Below are 269 nucleotides of genomic sequence, written 5' to 3' on the forward strand. Positions count from 1 at the left end.
CGTTGCTGACCGCCGGCGCGCAGTGTTACCCGCGCCTCGCACGCATGCTCGCGTGGTCGGTCGTCCCGCTCGGCGTGGCGGGACTGATCGGCAGCTCGGCCCACCATCTGGCCGGCCAGATCGCCGAGACGGCGCGGCTGGAAACCGACGCCGAACGCGCCGCGCACCTGGCCACGCTCGCGACCGTCGTGCTGCTCGTGCTGGCCCACGCGACCGTCGACATCGGCCGCGCCATGCTTGCCGCCGACCGCCGCCGGACGTCCGCCATC

At 74.7% G+C, this 269-nt stretch carries 1 protein-coding gene; it reads left to right on the top strand.

The features are described from left to right. Positions 1–269, top strand: a 269-nt coding sequence (locus ACEN88_RS35525; protein WP_413347097.1) for a hypothetical protein, incomplete at both ends; no start/stop codon positions are given.

The sequence above is a fragment of the Massilia sp. CT11-108 genome (genome assembly GCF_047302915.1).
In the GTDB taxonomy this organism is placed as follows: domain Bacteria; phylum Pseudomonadota; class Gammaproteobacteria; order Burkholderiales; family Burkholderiaceae_D; genus Telluria; species Telluria orientalis.